Annotated in this window: 18 protein-coding genes; 2 read left to right on the top strand and 16 right to left on the bottom strand. The window is 61.7% G+C overall.

The features are described from left to right. Window positions 1-84: 84 nt before the first annotated feature. The 6 genes from ACWNZ1_RS15670 to ACWNZ1_RS15645 form a co-directional block, all read right to left on the bottom strand. Complete coding sequence (locus ACWNZ1_RS15670; protein ID WP_135846958.1) at window positions 85-1,140, bottom strand: ABC transporter ATP-binding protein; 1,056 nt, start codon at window positions 1,138-1,140, stop codon at window positions 85-87. A 15-nt stretch (window positions 1,141-1,155) separates the two neighbouring features. Then, window positions 1,156-2,004 carry an ABC transporter permease gene (locus tag ACWNZ1_RS15665; protein WP_456027739.1) on the bottom strand — a complete coding sequence of 283 codons (849 nt, stop codon included), beginning with the start codon at window positions 2,002-2,004 and terminating at the stop codon, window positions 1,156-1,158. Beyond that, window positions 2,001-2,909, bottom strand: coding sequence for an ABC transporter permease (locus ACWNZ1_RS15660; RefSeq protein WP_135846960.1), 909 nt, complete (start codon window positions 2,907-2,909; stop codon window positions 2,001-2,003). The genes ACWNZ1_RS15665 and ACWNZ1_RS15660 overlap by 4 nt, the downstream gene beginning before the upstream one ends. A 143-nt stretch (window positions 2,910-3,052) precedes the next feature. After that, a complete protein-coding gene (locus ACWNZ1_RS15655) occupies window positions 3,053-4,156 on the bottom strand; it encodes an ABC transporter substrate-binding protein (protein ID WP_456027738.1) in 1,104 nt (367 codons plus the stop codon). Window positions 4,157-4,372: 216 nt separating this feature from the next. Next, complete coding sequence (locus ACWNZ1_RS15650) at window positions 4,373-5,821, bottom strand: aldehyde dehydrogenase family protein (RefSeq protein WP_256453663.1); 1,449 nt, start codon at window positions 5,819-5,821, stop codon at window positions 4,373-4,375. Beyond that, the gene (locus tag ACWNZ1_RS15645; RefSeq protein WP_256454428.1) at window positions 5,818-7,455 is read right to left on the bottom strand and encodes a 5-guanidino-2-oxopentanoate decarboxylase; all 1,638 of its coding nucleotides are present in this window, start codon (window positions 7,453-7,455) and stop codon (window positions 5,818-5,820) included. Before ACWNZ1_RS15645 ends, ACWNZ1_RS15650 begins: the two co-directional genes overlap by 4 nt. Before the next feature lie 148 nt (window positions 7,456-7,603). Between ACWNZ1_RS15645 and ACWNZ1_RS15640 the strand changes: the two genes are divergently transcribed. Then, window positions 7,604-8,485 (top strand): LysR substrate-binding domain-containing protein, encoded by an 882-nt coding sequence (locus tag ACWNZ1_RS15640; protein WP_256453664.1) that lies wholly within the window; start codon window positions 7,604-7,606, stop codon window positions 8,483-8,485. 77 nt (window positions 8,486-8,562) lie between these two features. On the opposite strand, the gene ACWNZ1_RS15635 is transcribed toward ACWNZ1_RS15640, so the two are convergent. After that, entirely contained in the window at window positions 8,563-9,582 is a 1,020-nt protein-coding gene (locus ACWNZ1_RS15635; protein ID WP_135846964.1) for an alpha/beta fold hydrolase, read from the bottom strand. A 369-nt stretch (window positions 9,583-9,951) separates the two neighbouring features. On the opposite strand from ACWNZ1_RS15635, the gene ACWNZ1_RS15630 reads away from it, so the two are divergent. After that, window positions 9,952-10,686, top strand: a complete 735-nt coding sequence (locus ACWNZ1_RS15630) for an EthD domain-containing protein (protein WP_256453665.1) — start codon at window positions 9,952-9,954, stop codon at window positions 10,684-10,686. Window positions 10,687-10,759: 73 nt separating this feature from the next. On the opposite strand, the gene ACWNZ1_RS15625 is transcribed toward ACWNZ1_RS15630, so the two are convergent. The 9 genes from ACWNZ1_RS15625 to ACWNZ1_RS15585 form a co-directional block, all read right to left on the bottom strand. Next, a complete protein-coding gene (locus ACWNZ1_RS15625; protein WP_256453666.1) occupies window positions 10,760-11,893 on the bottom strand; it encodes an FAD-dependent oxidoreductase in 1,134 nt (377 codons plus the stop codon). 397 nt (window positions 11,894-12,290) lie between these two features. After that, window positions 12,291-13,760 carry an NAD-dependent succinate-semialdehyde dehydrogenase gene (locus ACWNZ1_RS15620; protein ID WP_256453667.1) on the bottom strand — a complete coding sequence of 490 codons (1,470 nt, stop codon included), beginning with the start codon at window positions 13,758-13,760 and terminating at the stop codon, window positions 12,291-12,293. Between the two features lie 16 nt (window positions 13,761-13,776). Further along, window positions 13,777-14,793, bottom strand: coding sequence for a dihydrodipicolinate synthase family protein (locus ACWNZ1_RS15615; RefSeq protein WP_256453668.1), 1,017 nt, complete (start codon window positions 14,791-14,793; stop codon window positions 13,777-13,779). Between the two features lie 27 nt (window positions 14,794-14,820). Continuing rightward, entirely contained in the window at window positions 14,821-15,831 is a 1,011-nt protein-coding gene (locus tag ACWNZ1_RS15610; protein ID WP_135846969.1) for an ornithine cyclodeaminase family protein, read from the bottom strand. A 99-nt stretch (window positions 15,832-15,930) separates the two neighbouring features. Continuing rightward, on the bottom strand, window positions 15,931-16,839 hold the full coding sequence (locus tag ACWNZ1_RS15605) for a LysR family transcriptional regulator (protein WP_256453669.1): 909 nt from the start codon (window positions 16,837-16,839) through the stop codon (window positions 15,931-15,933). A gap of 2 nt (window positions 16,840-16,841) precedes the next feature. Next, the gene (locus ACWNZ1_RS15600) at window positions 16,842-17,627 is read right to left on the bottom strand and encodes a cyclase family protein (protein WP_135846970.1); all 786 of its coding nucleotides are present in this window, start codon (window positions 17,625-17,627) and stop codon (window positions 16,842-16,844) included. Then, a complete protein-coding gene (locus tag ACWNZ1_RS15595) occupies window positions 17,614-18,621 on the bottom strand; it encodes an NAD-dependent epimerase/dehydratase family protein (protein ID WP_135846971.1) in 1,008 nt (335 codons plus the stop codon). Before ACWNZ1_RS15595 ends, ACWNZ1_RS15600 begins: the two co-directional genes overlap by 14 nt. Next, window positions 18,612-19,604: a fumarylacetoacetate hydrolase family protein gene (locus ACWNZ1_RS15590; RefSeq protein WP_265072358.1), complete on the bottom strand. Its 993-nt coding sequence runs from the start codon at window positions 19,602-19,604 to the stop codon at window positions 18,612-18,614. Before ACWNZ1_RS15590 ends, ACWNZ1_RS15595 begins: the two co-directional genes overlap by 10 nt. Further along, complete coding sequence (locus ACWNZ1_RS15585; protein WP_135846973.1) at window positions 19,601-20,173, bottom strand: cupin domain-containing protein; 573 nt, start codon at window positions 20,171-20,173, stop codon at window positions 19,601-19,603. The genes ACWNZ1_RS15590 and ACWNZ1_RS15585 overlap by 4 nt, the downstream gene beginning before the upstream one ends. Window positions 20,174-20,180: the final 7 nt, after the last annotated feature.

Here is a 20,180-nt window from a genome sequence, read left to right as displayed (position 1 = left end):
CAGAGAATCTGTGTTCACTGAAGATCCCCTGTGGGAGCGAGCTTGCTCGCGATGGGGCCAGTAGAAGCGCCTCATCTCTTGAACTCAGGCACTGAGCAACCGACACGCCTGCGCCGGTATCGTCACCGACACCGCATGCCCGATCCCCAGGTCCATGCCCTGGCAAGGCGTACTCAACGCCGTGAACGAAATCCCGGAACACTCCACCGTGGTCTCGACGGTCGCGCCGATGTCCCGCACGAACGTCACCTTGCCCAGCAACCGATTACCCGCCGCGACCTGGGGCGCGGACAGTTGCAGGTCTTCGGGGCGCACCAGCAACTTGATCTTCTCGCCGACGACGGTGCTATGGCTGGCCGGCACTTCCAGAGAATCCCCGCCCGGCAGCCCGACCCGCCCGTTGCCCAGCGTGGTCGCGGGGAAGATGTTGCCTGAACCGATGAAATCGGCGACAAATTCATTGGCCGGGTGCCGGTAGATCTCAATCGGCGTACCGACCTGTTGCACCCGATGCTCACCCAGTACCACCACGATGTCGGCCATGGTCATGGCTTCGCGCTGATCGTGGGTCACCAAAATGGTGGTGATGTTCAGCCGCTGTTGCAGTTGGCGGATTTCCACTTGCATCGATTCGCGCAACTTGGCGTCCAGGGCCGACAGCGGCTCGTCCAGCAGCAGGATTTTCGGCCGGGCGGCAATGGCCCGGGCAATCGCCACGCGTTGGCGCTGGCCGCCAGAAAGCTTGGCCACGGGCCGATCGATCATCGCCTGGAGCTGGATCAGTTCCAGCAACTCCACCACCCGCGCCTGTTGCTCGGCCTTGCTCACGCCCCGCAGCTTCAGCGGATAGGCGATGTTCTCGCCGACGGTCATGTGGGGAAACAACGCCAGCGATTGAAACACCATGCCGAAGTTGCGCAGGTGCGCCGGGGTATGGCCGATGTCTTGGCCATCCAGGCGGATTTCGCCACCGCTGAGGCTTTCCAGGCCAGCGATCATACGCAGCAGCGTGGTCTTGCCACAGCCCGAAGGCCCGAGGAAACACACCAGCTTGCCCTCGGGCAAATGCAGGTTAACGTCCGTTACCGCGCAGGCCGAGCCGTAATGTTTCTCGACGTTTTCCAGTATCAGTCCAGTCATGTCTTCACCTCGAAATCAAAAGGAAACGCCGCCCTCGCCCACCAGTTTCTCCAACGCCCAGATCAGCACGAAGTCGATCAGCACGATGAGCACGGCAAACGAAAAAACGGTGGGGTCCAGGGACGACACGGTGCGGCTGTACATCCAGATCGGCACGGTCATGACATCGATGGTGTAGAGGAAATAGGTCACGGTGAATTCGTTGAACGAGACAATGAACGCCAGCAGCATCCCGGCGAGAATTCCCGATTTCATCAACGGCACCACCACATCGACGATGGCCCGCTGCGGTGTGGCCCCCAGCATTCGCGCGGCCTCTTCAACTTCACTGCCGATGCCGAGCATGGCGGCGGTGCAGTTCTTCACCACGAACGGCAAGGCCAAAATGACGTGGGCAATGACCAGCCGCGAGGTGCTCATCTGGAACGGCAGGCCGTCGAACACCAGCAGCAACGCCAACCCCAACACCACCATGGGAAACACCAGTGGTAGCGACATCAGTTGCAGCGCCACGGCCTTGCCACGGAACTCGCAACGGGTCAGCGCGTAGGCCGCCGGCACCGCGATCAGCGTGGCGAAAATCATCGTCAGGCAGGCCACCAACAGGCTGGTCCCCATTGCCTGGCCCAGGCTCAACACGTCGCTGGCATCCGGCGAGACGAAGGTATGCCAGGCGGCCCGATACCATTGCAGGCTGTAGCTGCTCGGTGGGAAATCCAGGTTCGCGGCGCCGCTGAAGGACATGACGATCATGGTCAGGATCGGCAGTACCGCCAACAGCAGGATGAAGCCCGATAGCAGCCCCACGCCTCGCCCGGTTTCACCGGGCAACAGCGACTGGCGTTTTTTAGTCAGCGCACTCATTGAGAAGCCTCCAGCATCCGCCGACGACGGCCGGTGAAATATTCGGACAGGGTCATGATCATCAGCGTCGTGACGATCAGCACCACCCCGGCGGCGGACGCGGCCGGCCAGTTCATCAACGGGGCGATCTGGTCGTGGACCATCACCGCCAACATTGGCACCCGTCGACCACCCAGCAGCAGCGGCACGACGAAACTGCTGGCGTTGTAGGCAAACACCAATGTCGCGCCGGTGATGATGCCCGGCAGGCTCATGGGCAGCACCACTTGGCGAAACACCTGGAAACGGCTGGCGCCGAGGGTGGCGGCGGCCTCTTCATAACTGCGGGCAACGCCACGCATGGCGCTGGCGATGGGCAGCACGGCCAGTGGAAATGCCGTCTGGACCAGCCCCATCAACACACCATTCTGGTTGTACAGCAGCATGATCGGCCGCTTGATCAGGCCCAGCCCCATGAGCGCCTGATTGAGCATGCCGGCAGGACCAAGGATCACCAGCCAGCCATAGCTTTGCAGCAGCAGGTTGACCAACAACGGCAACAGCACCGCCGCCAGGAACACCCGCCGCAATAATGGCGAGGCCAGGCGCGACATGGTGTAGGCCACAGGGATCGCCAGCAGTACGGCGATCACCGCGCTAATCAACGCAAGGCGCAAGGTCAGCAGCAGGGACTTGAGGTAATAGGGCTCCAGCAACTGCCCGTAACTGGCAAGACTGAACCCACTCCACTCCGCGCCCTTGGTGCCGACACTCATGCGCAGCACCAACAGACTGGCAGCGATCAGCACACCGAGAAACAACATCGACGGCGACAGGAAAAGCCAGGCCCGGCTGGTGGGTGAAATACCCCGGGTGACACGCATGGGCGCAACACTCTGGGGATGAGCTAACGGTTGGTGTTCCATGGCAAGGTCTCGTCAGTGGAAAACGACAGAACAAACACAATTTCAGATCCACTCATTTCCGATGAGGGCAAGGCACAGTCAATATCTCCATCGACTGCTCCACCGCCTTCGCGAGCAAGCCCGCTCACACAGTGGAGTTCGAATCAGGAAGAGAAGATTTCCGTGTACCGGCGAATCCATTGGTCATGCACCGTCGCCAGGAACGCGTTGTCGTGCATGATCGCCATGTCGGCGATTTGCTCCGGGGTGAGGATGTACGGGCTCTTGCGCGCTTCGGCGGAGATGATGGCCTTGGCGTTGACCGGGCCGTTGAAGATGTCTTCGGCCATCTTGCCCTGCACCAGCGGGTCGAGGGAGTGGTCGATGAAGGCGTAGGCCAGGTCGGTGTCGCCCGGGCGGTTTTTCGGCATGACCGAGAGCATCAGGTCGGTGTAGAACCCCTCCTTCATGCCAAACGTCGCCCCCAGGCCGTAAGCCGGGTCGCGGATCTGCTTGGGGAAAAACGCCGGCGCGTACAACCCGCCCATGTCCAGGGAACCGGTGCGAAACAGCTCGGCGATCTGGTTCGGGTTTTCCCCCAGGGTCACCACCCGGTCCTTGAGCTCGGCGAGTTTCTTGAAGCCGGGTTCGATGTTGTGCTCGTCACCGCCGGCCAGCTTGGCGGCGATGATGATCAGGTCCATGGCCTCGGTCCAGTTCGGCGGCGGCAGGAAAATATTCGGCGCCAGGTCCGCATCCCAAAGCGCGGCGTAGCTGCCCGGCGCCTGCTGTAAGGTCCGGGTGCTGTAGACCAGGCTGTTGCACCACAACAGGTAACCAATGCCATGGCCGCCGGCGCCCGTGCGGTATTGCGCCGGCACATCGGCCAGGTTGGGAATGCGATTGAGGTCGGGCTTTTCCAGCAGCCCGGCAGCGGCCAGGCCCTCGGCGCCGACGCCTGCCAGGGTGATGATGTCGTACTGCGGTCGGTCGCCACCGGCCTTGAGCTTGGCGACCATTTCCGACGTGCTGCCGGTGCGGTCGGCAATGACCTTGGCCCCGGTCTTGGCCTCGAAGGTCGCCGCGATGTTGCGCAACGCCGCCAGACCGGTGTCGTCGGACCAAGTGAGCAGGCGCAAGGTCTTGCCGACGAACCGCGTATCACTGGCCCGAGCGCTGATGAAGGGCACGCTCATGGCGGCGGCCGCTACCGAAACCACACTTGCGGTCTTGATGAATTGACGTCTGTTCAGATCATGCTCGCCCATGGAGGACTCCCTTTATTCTTTTAAGTATGAGGTGGGTAAAAACCGCTGCGCCCGCACCGTTCGACGTCGAGCAAAGCCCCGTACTGCCTGGGCTTTGCCGCCGCCTGCGGCCATCCTGGGGTTGTGCAAAATCCCTGACTATCGAAAAAAACTCATTGAAGCCATGTTCCTGGCGCATGCCTTTTTTCGAGGCATGCGTGACCTGATAACGCGCCTTCAGACCGCCCGGATCACATGCTTGATTTCCTGAAACGCCGCCAATCCCCAAGGCCCCAATTCGCGGCCGAGACTGCTCTGCTTGTAACCGCCCCAAGCCGCCTGGGGGAAAATCACCTGGGGGGCGTTGATCCACACCAGTCCTGCCTGTAAGGCGTTGGCCACCTGTTCGGCAGCCGTCGTATCACGGCTGACCACACTGGCCACCAGGCCGAAACGACTGTCGTTGGCCAAGGCGATGGCCTGCGCCTGGCTGCTGAAACGGCGTACGCACAGCACGGGCCCGAAGATCTCCTCGCACCACAACGCACTGTCCAGGGGCACGTCAGTGAAGATTGTCGGCTGTAAAAAAAAGCCGCGCGGCAAATGCGCCGGTCGCTGCCCACCACTCACCAGCGTCGCTCCGGCGCTCAAGCCTCGGTCGATGTGCCCCAGCACCCGCTGGTATTGCGCCTGGTTGACCAGCGCGCCCATCTCCACATCCGGGTCGAACGGGTCGGCCACGCGGATCGCCTCGGCGCGGCCCTTGAGCCGTTGCAGGAACTCATCGGCCAGCTCATCGGCGACCAACACGCGACTGGTGGCCGAACACATCTGCCCGGCATTGAAGAAACCGCCGCCACAGGCCAGTTCCACCGCCAGGTCCAGGTCGGCATCGGCCAGCACCAGTAAGGACGATTTACCGCCCAGCTCCAGGCTCACGCCCTTCACCGTTTCCGCCGCCCGCTGCATCACCTGCACGCCCACCGCATTGCTGCCGGTGAAGGAAATCTTCGCCACCCGTGGGTCCGCCGCCAGCGGCGCCCCGACTGCCAGGCCTGTGCCACACACCAGGTTGAACACCCCGTCCGGCAGACCGCAGCCAGCGATGATCGCGGCCAGTTCCAACTCCGGCAACGGCGTGACTTCCGAAGGCTTGAGCACCACGCAACACCCGGCAGCCAAAGCCGGAGCGAGTTTCCAGGCGGTGGTGACCATCGGAAAATTCCACGGCACGATCAAGCCGACCACGCCGCAGGGTTCGCGGCGCAGGCGTGCGCTGAAATCATCGCTGGGCAATGCCAGCGGACTGTCCTGGCGGGCGTCCAGACCTTCGGCCAGCTCGGCGTAGTACTCGAAGGTGGCGACCACATCGTCGACATCGATGGCCGCTTCGAACAACGGTTTGCCGTTGTTGCTCGATTGCAGCTGTATCAGCCGCTCACGAGCGGCCTGCACGCCAGCGGCAATACGGCGCAAAAGTGCGCCGCGCTCGGTGCCAAGGGTGTTCGACCATGGGCCGAAAGCCTGGGTAGCGGCACTCAAGGCTTGATCGACAGCGTGCTCATCACCGCCATAAACGGTGGCCAGCAGCGCCTCGGTCGCCGGGTTGATCACCCGCAGCGGTTGATCACCGGCCAACCATTTACCGTTGATGTACAGCCCGTCTTGCGTGGTGAGGAAACTCATTTCGACACCTCTGCCATCCAGCCTGCCTGATCGATTTCGATCAGGGTCGGACCTTGCCGATCACTGGCAGCGAGCAATGCACCGTGCAGTTGCTCCACGCCATCGATGGCTTGTGCAGCGCAACCCAGCGCCTTGGCGACGCCGATGAAATCCGGGGTGTAGATGTCCACGCCCACCGGTTCGATGGCGCGGTTGACCATGTATTTTTTGATCTCTTCATAGCCCTGGTTATTCCACAGCAGCACGATCACTGGCGTACGCGCTTCCACCGCGCTGGCCAGCTCCGGCAGGGTGAACTGCAACCCGCCATCGCCGATCAGGCACACCACCGGCGGGCGACCGTGCCCCAGGTCCCTACCGCCGAGCCAGGCGCCGATGGCCGCCGGCAACGCATAGCCGAGGGTGCCGTAGCCGGTGGACGAGTTGAACCAGCGGCGCGGCTGCTCCGGGTTGAAGGTCAGGTTGCCGGTGTACACCGGTTGGGTGGAGTCGCCGACAAATATCGCCTCGGGCAACGCCTGCAGGACAGTGTCGAGGAAGAGGGTTTGGGCGCGGGTCGCAGCATCCCAGTTCCCTGCCAGATCGGCCCGCAACCGCGCAGCGCGAGCCGCGCCCCAATCGTTGCAGCGCTCGGCCAAGGGTTGCGCGTTCAACGTGTCGAGCAAGGCCCGGGCGGCGGTGCGAGCATCGGCCACCAGCGCCAGATGCGGCGGATAGTTGCGCACGGTCTGGTCCGGGTCGATGTCGATACGCAGCAACGCACCGGGGATCTCGAAACCGCCGGCAAAGGTGATGTCGTAGTCGGTTTCGGCCAGTTCGGTGCCGATGGCCAGCACTACATCAGCCTCGGCCACCAACGCCCGGGTGGCGACCAGGCTCTGGGTCGAGCCGATCAGCAGAGGATGCCGGGACGGCAATAGCCCCTTGGCGTTGATGGTCAACGCCACTGGCGCGCCGAGGCGTTCGGCCAGTTCGGTCAATTCGACCGCTGCGTCGATGGCGCCGCCACCGGCCAGGATCAAGGGCCGCTTGGCCGTCGCCAGCATGGCCGTCATTTGCTCCACGGCATCCGGTGCAGCGCCAGCACGGCTGATGCTCACCGGTGTGCTGGCGAGCAAAGCGTCAGCGTCTTCGACCAAAACATCCAACGGAATTTCGATATGCACCGGCCGCGGACGCCCGGCCTGGAACAAAGCGAAAGCCCGGGCCAGCACGCCGGGCAATTCGGCGGCGGACATCAGCGTGTGGGAAAACGCCGCCACCCCGCCCACCAACGCACCCTGGTTCGGCAACTCATGCAACTTGCCGCGTCCGCCGCCCAACTGGCTGCGCGATTGCACGCTGGAGATCACCAGCATCGGGATCGAGTCGGCGTAGGCCTGGCCCATGGCGGTGGTGATGTTGGTCATGCCGGGGCCGGTGATGATGAAACATACGCCGGGCTTGCCGCTGACACGGGCGTAGCCGTCAGCCATGAAGCCTGCGCCCTGTTCGTGACGCGGGGTCACATGGCGGATGCTGGAACGGGCCAGCCCGCGATACAACTCGACGGTGTGCACGCCGGGAATGCCGAATACCTGCTCCACGCCATACGCTTGGAGTAACTTGACCAATACTTCGCCGCACGTCGCCATTGCCATTACCTTTTTTCTTGTCTTGGACTGAGCCCTGCGAGGCTCTTTTTGTCCTTGGAATGGCGTTATTGGAACGGGCCGGCCATAGCCGCAACAATGGATAAAAAGTCATACTAGCCATGTCCTCACGTCATGGCTTGGATCCGAAATGAAACGACTTCCCCCACTGCCGGCACTGCACACGTTTCTGATCACGGCCCAATGCTGCAACTTCACCCGGGCCGCCGAACAACTGCACATTACCCAAGGCGCGGTGAGCCGGCAGATCGCCGGGCTGGAAGATCATTTGGGTTATGCGCTGTTCCAGCGCCAGGCCCGTGGCCTGAGCCTGACCGCCGAGGGCCAGGCTTGGCTGCCACGGGTACAGCAGGTGTTCAGCCTGATCGACGAGGCGGTGGAGCAGATCGGCGAAAAGCGCCAGACCCTGCAACTCAAGGCGCCGACCTGTGTGATGCGCTGGTTGCTGCCACGCCTGTTGCAATGGCAAAAGGAACGCCCGGACGTGCCGGTGGAACTGACCACTACGGTCAGGCACGGTGTGGACTTCCAGCGCGAAGCCTTCGACGCCGCGGTGGTCTATGGCCCACCACCCGACGCCTCACTGGCGTGCCTGCACCTGTTTGATGAACAACTGACCCCCGTGTGTTCCCGCCCGTTACTGGAAGGCTCCGTGCCGCTGCGTGAACCCGCCGACCTGCAACAACACCTGCTGTTGCACCCCACCCGTGACGAGCGCGACTGGAACGCCTGGCTGGAGGTGGCGAATGTGCACTTGAGCAACGTCAGCAAGGGTCAGCATTTCGAAACCCTCGACCTGGCAATGTCCATGGCGTCCCAGGGCACGGGCGTGGCGATTGGCGACTGGTCGCTGATCGGCGACGACCTGAGCGCCGGGCGGCTGGTGATGCCGTTCGAGCTGAAGGTCAAGACCGGCTTGGGTTATCACCTGGTGCACCCGCGCAAACCCGAGGCGTCGGAACCGTTGCAGGAGTTGATGGGCTGGTTGGTGGAGCAGGCCCGAGCGCGGTAGCCGCTTCGCACAGCCCTCTGTGGCGAGGGAGCTTGCTCCCTCGCCACAGAGGGCAAGCTTTTAGAAAGAGTGTTTTATCAGAGCAGATTCGGCGCCTGTACCGGCTCGATCTGCGCCCAGTGCGAGGTGTCTTCGCGGTGTTGCTGCAAGTAAGGCAACACCGCCCCCAGCAACGGTGCCTTGAACGCATCCTGGAAACGATGGGCCAGGCCCGGGATCAGCTTCAACTGGCTGCCTTGGATGTGCGCCGCCAGATGCACACCATGCATCACCGGCAACAACGGGTCAGCAGTGCCGTGAACGACCAGGGTCGGTACCCGCAGTTGATTGAGCAGCGCCACCCTGCTCGGCTCGGCCATGATCGCCATGATCTGGCGCTTCACGCCCTCGGGGTTGAAGGCCCGGTCATAGGCCAGTGCCGCCTGATGCAGCAGCACCTGGCGGTCGTCGACCACCATCGGGCTGCCCAGGGCGGCCAGCAGATCGGCCTGCTGCTCAAGGGCCATTTCGCGATTCGGCGCACCGCGCCGGGACAACAGTTGCACCAGCCTTTCGCTGGGCGCCGGCAGGCCTGCGGCGCTGGAACTGGTCATGATCAGGGTCAGGCTTTCAACCCGCTCGGGTGCCATGGCCGCCATGTGCTGGGCGATCATCCCGCCCATGCTTGCCCCCAGTACATGGAAGCTTTGCACGTGCAAGGCGTCCATCAGCCCCAGTCCGTCGTCAGCCATGTCGGTCAAGGTATAGGGCGCGGCCACGGGCAAGCCGAGTTTGTAGCGCAGGGCTTCGAAGGTCAGGTTGGCGCTGCCCGGCGCCTGGCGCCAGGTGGACAAGCCCACATCGCGGTTGTCGTAGCGGATCACCCGGAAACCTTGCTCGCACAGGGCAACCACCACCTCATCCGGCCAATGGATCAGCTGCCCGCCCAGCCCCATCACCAACAGCAACGCCGGATCCGAGGCACGGCCGATGCTCTGGTACGCCAGGCTGACCTGCTCCAGATCGACCCGTTGGGTCGCAACATTGACGTCACACCGAGACGCCGCAATCGACGGCAGGCCGAACAACAACGCGGCCAGGAAAATGAATACACGCATGAAGAAACACCGAAACGCAGAACCCCAGTAGAGCGCGAGTCTGATGAAGTTTGTTCAAGCGCGCTGCCACAGTTTCGTGACAGTTTGATGAAGATTGCCCAGTGGTTGCCAGCCGGATCGATCGAGGTGCTGGCCGAGGATACCCGGCGGCCGGGTTCGACGTGTTCTTCCGGGCCGAGAGCAAATCTCGTCAAGCATGTTGTTTAGTGATACCTGCCAACAGAAACACCGATTGGTTATCGGGGCTTTTTTCGACTTATCGTTCATGTCTGAAAAAGTCTTACGGTGCATACCTTCTGAAAAAACCGCATTCAGTGTTTAGAACGACAAAAACAATTTAATTAAACCCTGCCAGACGCGAGAGTCATCATGATTAAAATGCTAGCCGCCGTACGCCGAAAACCCGGAATGACCCACGCTGAGTTTTTGGATTATATAGAGCACCAGCACGGAAAAATCGCTCGAGCCAAACCCTTGGGTGTCAAACGATACGTGCAGAATCATGTCATCGACGCGGCGTTCGGAGTTGACGCCGACATGACCTACACAAAAACCTTCCACAGGGATTCCATCACGGAGTTATTTTTTGACGACATGTCAGGTTTGATTCAAACCTTCAGCGATCCCTATACCCAACAAACCGTCGGACCTGATGCAAGAAATTTCGCTGACCTGGCCAACCAGGCCGCTCAGTTGATGGATGAGCTAGAGACCTCCAACGCCGGTGCCGCCCCCCTCGAATGGAAGGCGATGGTCTTCCTGAAAAAGAACCCGGCTGTGACCCTGGAGACCTTTTTCACCCAGTGGGACCTGGCCCACGATGCGATCACCAATCAATACCCAGACTTCCAAAAGGCGCTACGCCGACATGTGCGTTCCAGGTACCTGCCCGAAGGTGACAGAGTGACCTCCTACTTCGGACCAGACATCGCGGTATACGAAGGGGTTTGCAGCATGTGGTTTGAACATGAAGCCGACTTTTCTATCTTTCGCCAATATCAGCGAGCACTGTTCCAACAGCTTTCTGACGAAGGCGTCGTGCTGTCCTCAGAGTCTTTTTTCGTGTATGTCAAAGAGGTGGTCATTATGGATCTGAGCCAGTAACAACTTAATCAATGGGGCGGCTGTTCTACATCACTTCAATGCCGGTTAGATGTAGAACAGCGACTCATTTAACTCAGATTGGCTCAGCCAACGTAGCAGTGGACTCGCGCATGATCTGAGCATGCTCTTCCTTGTCACCCCCACTTTTTTCTATCTCGCACAGCCGTGCGGAATTCTCGACCACCAGTTGGCAACGTTCCCAACGCCGCGCTTCGAACCGGTTCAGGGCCGCCTGCAGATCGCTTTCAGTGAACAGTTCTTCGGCCAACACGATGGCGCTCTCGATGCCAATGCCAGCCCCGGAAGCCAGATGTGGCGTGGTGGCATGCACCGTGTCCCCGATCATCACGATGCGGCCTTTGTGCCAGGGCAGCGGGACCAACAGATTGGCCAGCGGGCGGTAGTCGATATTGGCGCCCGGCTCGGACAGTTGCGGCACCAGCGTTTGCAGGATCGGGGCCGGGAACTCGCCCAGAAGACGTGCCATTTCGCTTGCCCAATTGGCCGGGTCAATCCATTCGGAAAACTCGCGGCTTTCCATGAGGAACATATACATGTGCGTTTCGGAAATCGGATTGACGCCGACCTTGGTGCGTCCCAGCCAATGACTGGGCCGCACGATTTCCGGCGGGCGCTTGAGCACCGCACGCCAGACACTCTGGTGAATGGGTTTTGGCGAGGGTGCTTCTGGAAAAAAGTCCGTTCGCATACGCGAATGCACGCCATCGGCGGCAATGACCAGGTCGTAGCGCCCGCAAGTACCGTCGGTGAAAGACACTTCAACGCCATCCACGTGCTCGACGATGCTGTCGAACGTAATGCCCAGGCGCACGTTGGTGCCGACTTCCCGGGTCTTATCGGCAAAAATTCGCGCCAGCACTGGGCGCAGGATGCCGCCGCCACAGGGAATCTGTTTATCACTGACCGGAGGTCGCAGCGCCAACTGCACGATCAGGTCGCCTGCGGGTGAAAACACATCGAAATCGGTCGACAGATACCCTTCGCTGGCCACCCTTTCAAGGATGCCGACCGTATCAAGCGCTCGCAACGTCGGCCCACTGAGCGTAATACCAGCCCCCAGGGGACACCACAAAGGATCTATTTCGACCAGGTCGACTTCGACGCCCTGACGGGCAAGCTGGATAGCCGCGGTCATGCCGGAAAACCCTCCTCCGATGACCAGGACCTTATTGACTGCTGCAATCATCACGCTCTCCTAATTATTCTTATTTCAATCGGGCTGACATTGCATGGCGCACCGACGAGCTCTGCAGCACTATCGACTCAATGCCGCAAGTTCATGAAATTCCGACTGACAAAGCCGGATCAACGACGAGACTATCGAATCGGCTATCCGCGCTGAAATCGCTTTCCACAATCCGAGGTATCGCTGGAGAAGATGGCTGTCGCTGTGCCCTCCACACACCCAATGTGGAAGCGGGCTTGCTCGCCATAGCGGAGGGTCAGTTGACGGTGATATTGGGTGTGCCTACGCCTTCGCGAGCAAGCCCGCTCCCACAGGTTTTTGTGTTGTGTGCAGATGCGGTGAACACCCACAAACCCTATGTGGGAGCGGGCCTCCAAGGGCCTTTAACTCCGTTAGCTCAAACGCTTTCCAAGCCATCCCAGCAGAGGTATTTCACCTCAAGGAACTCATCGATCCCAAGGTGGGATCCTTCCCGACCAAGACCGCTCTGCTTTACACCACCGAAGGGGGCGACCTCGTTCGAGATCAACCCGCAGTTGATCCCGACCATGCCCGATTCAATGCGCGCGGCGTTACGCCAGATCCGCGCCGCATCACGGCTGAACAAGTAGGCGGCAAGGCCATACTCGCTGTCGTTGGCCATGGTGATCGCCTCGTCATCCGTCTCGAAACGCAACAGTGGCATGACCGGGCCGAAGATCTCCTCCTGGGCAACCTTCATCGTATGCGTCACATCCGCCAGCACCGTGGGTTGGAAGAACCCGCCGCCGACTGCATGACGGCTACCGCCGGCCAACAGGCGGGCACCGTGCGCCAGCGCATCATCGACCAGCGCTTGGGATTTCTGCACCGCGGCGGCGTCTATCAACGGCCCCACCTGCACACCGGGCTCCAGACCGTTGCCCACTTTAAGCCGTGCCACGCGTTCGACAATGCGCTCGGCCAGTGCGTCATACACCCCAGCCTGCACCAACACCCGATTCGCGCCGATGCACGACTGGCCGCTGTTGCGAAACTTGGCCAACATCACTCCGTCGGCAGCCGCATCAAGGTCAGCATCGTCAAAGACGATGAAGGGTGCATTGCCGCCCAGCTCCATCGAGCATTTCTTGACGGTCTGCGCCGCTTGCGCCAACAGCAGTCGGCCCACTTCAGTGGAACCGGTAAACGTAAGCTTGCGCACCAACGGGTTGGCCGTGAGTTCCCCAGCGATATCCCGGGTGTCATTACCGGTGATCACACTGAAGACACCCGCTGGCACTCCGGCACGCTGGGCAAGTTCGGCGAGGGCAAGCGCCGTCATCGGCGTCTGGCTTGCCGGTTTCACCACCATCGTGCAGCCCGCGGCGAGTGCCGGAGCGGCCTTGCGGGTGATCATGGCGGCCGGGAAGTTCCACGGCGTTATGGCGGCGCAGACTCCGATGGGCTCACGCAATGCGACGATACGCTGGGTGTCTTTCACACCGGGGATCATGTCACCGCGCACCCGCGTGGCCTCTTCCGAAAACCAGCGGACGAAGGAGGCGGCGTAATCGACTTCACCACGGGCCTCCTCCAGTGGCTTACCCTCCTCCAGGGTAATCAGCGTGGCAATGTCCTCACGGTGTTCGACCATCAACTCATACCAACGGCGCAACACCTCGCCACGGCGTTTAGCCGTCAAGCGTCGCCATGGACCAAAGGCCTCATGCGCCGCATCGATTGCCCGGCGTACTTCAGGCACGCGGCAGCGCGGCAGCTCGGTGAGCACCGCTTGATCCACCGGATTACGCAGGGTGTACTGACCGTGCGGTGTCTCGTTCAGCCACTCGCCAGCGATGTAGGCACCGGTACGCCACAGCGTGGGGTCTTTAAGTAAATGCTTCACTTGGCAATCCTCGTAATCAGCAAGGGTGACGCCCGATCATGAAGGCGCTATCGGGATCGGAAGTCACCGGCAGCCCCGCCGCAACCAGCCCTTGACGCAGGGATTTCATCAGGCGATCCGGCACGCGCATCGCCGGGGCACGCAATGGGCCGCCGTTGAAGCCGGCGAGCCAGTCCTGGTATTTCCACATCGTGCGATTGAGCACCCCGGTACCGCCGGCATAGGTTTGCGCGGCGGCGCCGTTGGCGCTGCGTGCCGGATTGACCTTCCAATACAACTCCATCGCCTCCTCGAACCGCCCCGTGCGTGCCAGTTCGAAAGCTTTCGGGTAGTAGTCGCTCATCCAGGCGGTGTTGCTGGTGCCGGAAAACTGCAGCTTCATCAGGCTCATCAACGGAATGGCATCACCTTCAATCGGGCAACTGATCACGACCTGATCACGGAAGTGGTAATACATTTCGCAAATGCCCGCCGGCAGCGGAAACCCTTGCTCCGACTTGATGGCCGCGATATTCGGACAATCGGCCAACAGACGACGAACCAACTCCAGCGACATCCCCGCCGGATGCACGCGCTCAAAGCCCCATAGCGGAATCGGGAACAACATGACGGCAAGCTCGGTCGCATCGCAGAATGACTTGGTGTAGTCGTAGATTTCCTGCTCGCTGGTCGGCCAGAACTGCGGTGGATAAGAGAGCAGGACGATGTCGGCACCGGCATTCTCGGCGAGCTTCACCGCCTCGATGTTCTCCGCCAGCGTGCCAAACGCCGCGTGGAAAAACAGGATCAGGTCTTTCCCCGACTCACGGGCCCAGGCGGTGAATTGCGCGTTTTCCTGGGCAGAGATCGCCAGCTCGCTGCACAGCAAGGTGCTGCTGTAGCCCAGCCCAACCGTGTGCTCGATGTCGTGGCGAATGCCACGTTCATTGAGCCGCTTGAGATCAGCACTGAAGCTTGGGATGGTGACCGCCGAGCAGCCCACCAGGTTTTCACGGGCCCAGGCACGGGCATCAGCTTTCTTGTAAGTGGCCATGATGATTTCCTTCGATCAGTGGAGGGGTTATTTCGAGACAGGGACAATGCTGGCAGGCAGCTCGATGCCGAGGCCTTGTTGCCTGGCGCGTTCGTACAGCGCTTGTGCGATGACGACATCCTGTAGCGCCGAGCCGACCGATTTGTAGAGAACGATGTCGCTTTCGTTTTGGCGCGCAATGACACGCCCCGCCACCAGATCCGCCAGCGCGACTAATTTGTCGGCGACATAAACACCGGCGCTGATCGCGGCAATCGCGTCGCCGGTGTCGTGAAGCACCTCTTGCGGCATATCCGCGACGATGCACACGGCTCGCTCCATCGTGGCCGGGTCGACCTCCCGTTGCTCAGGCAAGGTGGAACCCAAGGACACGACCGTAGCGCCCGCAGAAAGCCACGCGCCTTGCAGCACCGGAGATTCGTCACGACTGCGTGCGGCACAAATCACTACGTCACAGTCCTGCACGGCCTCTTGCGCAGTGTTCACCGCTTGGATATCCAGCCCAGGCCTGAAGCTTTCGGCAAACCGCTCACGGCTTGCCGGCGTTGGACTGAACACCCGCACCTGGGCGACATCCCGCACCGACTTAAGGCAGTCCAGCGCGCCACGGGCTTCAAACCCGGCCCCAATCACGCCCACCCGCAGCGCTCGTTGCGGCGCAAGTAAATCGACCGCCAACGCAGCGGTTGCAGCGGTGCGCAGGCCCGTCACCCGATTGCCGTCGATCAGCGCACTGAGGGCCATGGTTTGCTGATTGAACAAGGCGATCAGGTAGCTGGCGCAGCGTGCCCGCATGGAGGCTGCGATCAATTTGCAACCCATATGACCGCCAGCGGGAGGTACGGCAGTCAAGCTGCGCAGCCAGATACCGTCGCCCCGCGCCATGGAACGCGGCGGCACCATGGCATCCGATGTCGGGCAGGCATACGCCTCGGCGAGCGCGGCAACGGCTACGCGCCAGTCGGCGAGCGAAGCGACATCGGCGTCACTGAGAAAGAGCGTCGGGGCAACTACTGGGGGCACTGGGGAGTCATGCATGTCGCTAACCTCGCAATCGGGTATCAGCCATTGATTGACTGACACCCTACGAGGCGCGCACCACGCCGAATACTGCTGGGGATCGAAAGCAGCTATCGCTCAAATCGATGGCATGGACAGATTGCAGATCAACCGTCGCACTTCACGGGAGGCACGCGTCACAGGACGACGGGGAGACTCGACAAGCACGACAAAACGCTCGAGAACGGGCTCGACGATGCGCGATGAAATCAGCCGTTGATCCAGCGAGCCCGGTAGCACAGAGGCAATCGCATAACCTCCGCCTGCCGCAACCACTTCGTACTGGAGCTGGACGGAGTCGGCCTCCACGGCAACGCTCAGTTCCATGAAGTGCTCGAGCGCCAGGTGATCGAGCCTGGCTCGCAACAGGTGGGGACGCCCGGGGACCACCAACGGCAATCCGGATAATTGCTTCAATGCAATGTCCCGCTCAGCGAGGACTGGATCACTGGCCGACCCGATCAAATGCAGCGGCAACCTGGCCAGCAGATACGCCTCGCCGATGCTCGCTTCGTTCTCGCGCAACACCAGCGCCATGTCGAGACGCCCATCCTGCAACTGCTCTTCGAGCTGAGCACTCGCGCCCTCGATCAAGTGCAACCTCACCCCCGGCATCTGCGCCTGCACCGCCGCAAAAAGCGTACCGGCAAACCGCCGTACCGCAGACGGCAGCATCCCTACGACCACCTCCCCCACCGGCTTGCCACGCCGGGTACGAATGTCGTCGGCCAGGCCTTCAGCGTCTGCGAGAAGACTCGATACGCAAGGCAGCAACTGTTCGCCAAACTCAGTCAGGACCACCCCACGTCCGGTACGCTGGAACAGCCGCTCGCCACACTGCGCTTCGAGCTGAGCGATATTTCGACTCACCATCGACTGGGGCATATCCAGTAGAACAGCCGCTTTGCTCAGGCTTCCAGCCGCCGCGACCCGTACGAACAATGTCCATCGAGGATCGACAATCGTCAAAGCAGTGGCCACAGGCACGCTCACTCCTCGAAAATCGCCACGGCGCGGACGAAACCGGCGGAGGCGTGCCGGATCTTGTAGGGGAAACAGGACACCTGGAAACCATGGGCCGGCAAGCACTCCAGGTTGGCCAGTTTCTCCATCTGCCCGTAACCGATGTCGCGCCCGGCCTTGTGTCCTTCCCAGATGATCGAGGCGTCGCCCGTGGCCGCGAAGCGTTCGCGCGTGTACTTGAAGGGCGCATCCCAGCTCCAGGCATCGGTGCCGACCACGCGCACGCCATGCTCCAGCAGAAACAACGTGGCTTCGCGGCCGATGCCAACCCCGGCATCCAGATAGCCCGGCTGACCAAACAGCGCCCCGGCGCGGGTGTTGACCAGGACGATGTCCAGCGGCCGTAGCACGTGACCGATGCGCTCCAGCTCCGCTTGCACTTCGGCGGCGCTGACCACATGGCCATCCGGCAAGTGACGAAAATCCAGCTTCACGCCGGGTTGCAGGCACCAATCCAACGGCAGCTCGTCGATTCCGAAAGCCGGCTTGCCGCCGTCGGTCGTCGAGGCGTAATGCCAAGGGGCATCCATATGCGTACCGCTGTGAGTGGTGATCTGCAGGCGTTCGGCGGCCCAGGACTCATTGCCCGGCAGCTGTTCCTTGGACAGCCCGGGAAACATCGCGGCCATTTCCGGCCAGCCTTGCTGGTGATCCATGTAGTCGATTTTCGGCAGCAACGGTGGTGGATCAGTGTACGGGTTGTTGTCCAGGGTCACGGACAGGTCCACCAGACGGCGTTTAGTCGATTGCATGTTCGCTCACTCCAAGCGCCACCCGCCCACGCGCACGACGCGCAGGGGTAGCAGCATTCAAACTATTACGGATCAACGCGCCGGCAGAGCCGTCATGACGAAAGCCAAGGGCACGGGCAAGGGGGGTTTTCATCGCCGGGAAATTGCCGAACAACGCTTGCAGGCCAGCATCCGGTGCGAAGCTGATCAACCCGCGGCGCTCTTGGCCGTAGGCTACGGCCAGGGCATCGATGACCTGGGCAATGGACAGGTGCAACAGCGGTAATTGCCAGACCCGTGAGTCGCCGAGCTCGGCGACTGGCAGCTCGGCGGCCCGTAGCAGGTTATCCACGCAACACTTCACCGACATCCACCATGCCTGCGCCTGCGGCGAAACCGGACAGCAATACGGCTGGCCTTCGGCGAAGGCATGCAGCAGATCGCTCATGAAAGCCGAACGCAGGCCATTGGGTTCACGTGGACGCGCAACGATGCCGGGCAGGCGCACCGCTCGGCCGTCCACCTCGCCTCGGCGGGCAAGGTCGTTGAGTGCCATTTCCACCATCGCCTTGTGCGTACCGTAGCTCAGCTGCGGGCGCGGCGCGGCGCGCTCATCGATGCGCGCCGGCAGGTCGCCACCGTACACCGCCACGCTGCTGGCATACACCAGCACCGGCCGGCCGGGCTGTTCGCGCAGCTGGTCAAGCAACTCCAGGCTCGCCTGCAGGTTGACCTGATAGCCCAGTGAATAGTGCTGCTCGGCCGCCCCACCGGGGATACTCACCAAGTGAAAAACCACATCGATGCCATCGGCCAGCGCACGACGCAACAACGCAGCGTCAGTCACGCTGCCGCAATGCCGGCGCAGGCGCTTATCTTGTGCAAACCCCACCAACTCTTTATCCAGCAGGATCAACGCGCTGATCGGCTGGCCTTGTAATTCATTGGTTTCGAGCAATCGTTGCACCAGCGCCCGCCCGACAAAACCATTGGCCCCGGTAATCATCACGCGCATGGGAGACCTCCGCACACGACACGCTGGTCTATCGCCCCGAATACCGACTGCCCTTGTTGATCGAAGACTTCCATGCGCACGCGATCACCGAAGCGCATGAAGGGCGTGTGCGGGGCACCCTGCTCAATCATCTCAACCGCACGACGCTCGGCGATGCAGGCCGCGCCAACACTGGGGTCGGCATTGGAAACGGTGCCGGAACCGATCAGGCAGCCCGCCCTGAGGCGTCGGGTCAGTGCCGCGTGAGCAATCAGTTGATGAAAGCCGAAATGCATGGCGCCGCCATTGGCGTGACCAAACCACTGCCCGTTCCGATCCACCCGCAACGGCAAATGCACCCGCCCACCACGCCAGGCTTCGCCCAGTTCGTCAGGGGTCACCGCCACCGGGGCAAAACTTGATGAGGACTTGGCCTGGATAAAACCAAAGCCGGTCTTCATTTCACGTGGTGCGAGCCCTCGCAGGCTGACATCGTTGACTTGCACAATGAGCCGGACATGGCTTGCGGCCTGTTCTGCCGAGCAGCCCATGGGCACGTCATCGACCAACACCGCGAACTCCCCTTCGAAGTCGATGCCATGGGCTTCACTCGGTAGAACGATGTCATCGTGGGGGCCCAGGAAATCATCGCCACAGCCCTGATACATCAGCGGAGTGTGTTCAACACCTTCAATTGGATCGAGCCCAAAAGCCTTCTGCATCCGCTCCCCATGGCTGAGAAAAGACGAGGCATCCAACCACTGCCAGGCACGCGGCAACGGCGCAGCGGCTTGCTGCGGATCGAAAGCAAAGGCACCGGCCTGGGAGCCCGCATTCAAGGCGTCATACCGCGCGCGCAACGCGCCCTCGACGTTGGACCACCGATCGATGGCGTCCTGCAGCGTCGCGGCAATATCACCGGCATCCACCGCCCAGGCCAAGTCGCGCGACACCACCAGCAGGCGACCGTCGCGGCTGTGATTCTTGAGGGTACTGAGCTTCATGCCTGCTCTCCTTGCAGCTCGGGGGCGAAGCGGCCATCGAGCAGGACAAACAGCATGCGTGCCATCTGCTCGGTGCGATTACTCCAGGCGTGGTTGGTGCCTCGCTGCACGACGATGTCACCGCGCTTGAGATGCACCTCCTCGCCATCGAGCACCAACCAGACCTCGCCCTCGGTGACCACGCCATAATCGAGCGTTTCGGTGCGGTGCATCAGCTTGTGCTTGGAATCCGCCTGCCCTGTCCCGGCATGGGCCTGGCCAATTTCGGCGAAGGCCGCCGCGGCATCCTCGGCACTGACCTGGTTCTGCACGCTGTCCGGCGGAATATCCACCACGCGGATGACACTGCCCAACGGTGCCGGGCTCAGTTGAAGCGGCTTGCTGGTGGGGTCGTCACCGTTATCCAGCACGGCCGGGCTGGCGCCACTGTTCCAGATCTCATGGAAGACCGTGCCGGGTACCGCCTTGAGCGGGAAGCTATTGGGCGTCGGTCCGCTGAGCGCGACCACCGCCCGGCCCTGGGCATCGTGCCCGGTGACTACGCGTTTGAAACCAGGAAGTTGTTGCATGTTCGAC

The organism is Pseudomonas sp. CFBP 5748 (assembly GCF_053850495.1).
This window is presented reverse-complemented; position numbering and strand designations above follow the sequence as displayed.

Bases quoted from the DNA above. Each gene is read 5' to 3' on its own strand.
- ACWNZ1_RS15670 (WP_135846958.1), bottom strand. From the start codon at position 1,140: ATGACTGGACTGATACTGGAAAACGTCGAGAAACATTACGGCTCGGCC.
- ACWNZ1_RS15665 (WP_456027739.1), bottom strand. From the start codon at position 2,004: ATGAGTGCGCTGACTAAAAAACGCCAGTCGCTGTTGCCCGGTGAAACC.
- ACWNZ1_RS15660 (WP_135846960.1), bottom strand. From the start codon at position 2,909: ATGGAACACCAACCGTTAGCTCATCCCCAGAGTGTTGCGCCCATGCGT.
- ACWNZ1_RS15655 (WP_456027738.1), bottom strand. From the start codon at position 4,156: ATGGGCGAGCATGATCTGAACAGACGTCAATTCATCAAGACCGCAAGT.
- ACWNZ1_RS15650 (WP_256453663.1), bottom strand. From the start codon at position 5,821: ATGAGTTTCCTCACCACGCAAGACGGGCTGTACATCAACGGTAAATGG.
- ACWNZ1_RS15645 (WP_256454428.1), bottom strand. From the start codon at position 7,455: ATGGCGACGTGCGGCGAAGTATTGGTCAAGTTACTCCAAGCGTATGGC.
- ACWNZ1_RS15640 (WP_256453664.1), top strand. From the start codon at position 7,604: ATGAAACGACTTCCCCCACTGCCGGCACTGCACACGTTTCTGATCACG.
- ACWNZ1_RS15635 (WP_135846964.1), bottom strand. From the start codon at position 9,582: ATGCGTGTATTCATTTTCCTGGCCGCGTTGTTGTTCGGCCTGCCGTCG.
- ACWNZ1_RS15630 (WP_256453665.1), top strand. From the start codon at position 9,952: ATGATTAAAATGCTAGCCGCCGTACGCCGAAAACCCGGAATGACCCAC.
- ACWNZ1_RS15625 (WP_256453666.1), bottom strand. From the start codon at position 11,893: ATGATTGCAGCAGTCAATAAGGTCCTGGTCATCGGAGGAGGGTTTTCC.
- ACWNZ1_RS15615 (WP_256453668.1), bottom strand. From the start codon at position 14,793: ATGGCCACTTACAAGAAAGCTGATGCCCGTGCCTGGGCCCGTGAAAAC.
- ACWNZ1_RS15610 (WP_135846969.1), bottom strand. From the start codon at position 15,831: ATGCATGACTCCCCAGTGCCCCCAGTAGTTGCCCCGACGCTCTTTCTC.
- ACWNZ1_RS15600 (WP_135846970.1), bottom strand. From the start codon at position 17,627: ATGCAATCGACTAAACGCCGTCTGGTGGACCTGTCCGTGACCCTGGAC.
- ACWNZ1_RS15595 (WP_135846971.1), bottom strand. From the start codon at position 18,621: ATGCGCGTGATGATTACCGGGGCCAATGGTTTTGTCGGGCGGGCGCTG.
- ACWNZ1_RS15590 (WP_265072358.1), bottom strand. From the start codon at position 19,604: ATGAAGCTCAGTACCCTCAAGAATCACAGCCGCGACGGTCGCCTGCTG.
- ACWNZ1_RS15585 (WP_135846973.1), bottom strand. From the start codon at position 20,173: ATGCAACAACTTCCTGGTTTCAAACGCGTAGTCACCGGGCACGATGCC.